We start from the raw sequence: 805 nt of genomic DNA on the forward strand, positions 1-805 counted from the left end.
GCAGTCAAGGTCACAGCAACTGCTGGCACCACCACGGTGCAGTCTACAAGCAGCTTTGCGGTGACAGCTTCTTCCAGCAATGGCAGTGGCCTGACAGGAACTGTCGTCGTCAGCCCGGCGCAGGTCGCCGTGGGCAGTGCATTGGCACTTAACTTCAGCGCCAATAACCAAGGCAATAGCGCACTGACAAACCAGGCATTGAGCGTCAACATTATTGACCCCGTTGGTCAAAAAGTCGTCGCCCAGTTCCCCTATACCAGCACCATTGCAATAGGCGGCACCTACAGTGGCAGCACCACCTGGACAGCCACTGGCAACATTGGTGCCACCTATGTGGCGACCCTGACTGCTACTTTCGGTGCCAACACAGTGACCCTGGCGCAAACCAATTTCACGCTGGCTACACCGCAAATTAAACTGAACACCGTCATTGATACTGACAAGAGCAGCTATGCACCGACCGATATCGTCAAACTGCATGAGGGCCTGACCAATGCCACAACCAACCAGGCAGCCAATAATCTGCAGGTCGTTGTTACGGTTAAAAACCCGGATGGCAGCACGCGTTTCACTAAAACCGAAACCCTGGTCAGCCTGGCAGCCAATGCCGCACAAGACTACAACTACAGTATCAATCTCAGTGCCGCGCCGGCAGGTCAATACACAACTTCTGTCGTAGTCAGCATTGCCGGCAACACCGTGCTCTCACAAGCCAGTGGTGTATTTACAGTAGCATCCACCGCCAGCACAGGCAGTGGCTTGAAAGGCAGTATCACGGCATCTGCACCGCAGGTGTCAGTTGGCA

General features: G+C 54.7%; 1 protein-coding gene. It reads left to right on the forward strand.

What is annotated here, in order from left to right:
- Positions 1-805, forward strand: an 805-nt coding sequence (locus ACO0LG_RS29510; protein ID WP_423032182.1) for a hypothetical protein, incomplete at both ends; no start/stop codon positions are given.

Origin of the sequence: Undibacterium sp. Ji42W (assembly GCF_049340405.1) — a bacterium.
In the GTDB taxonomy this organism is placed as follows: Bacteria; Pseudomonadota; Gammaproteobacteria; order Burkholderiales; family Burkholderiaceae_D; genus Undibacterium.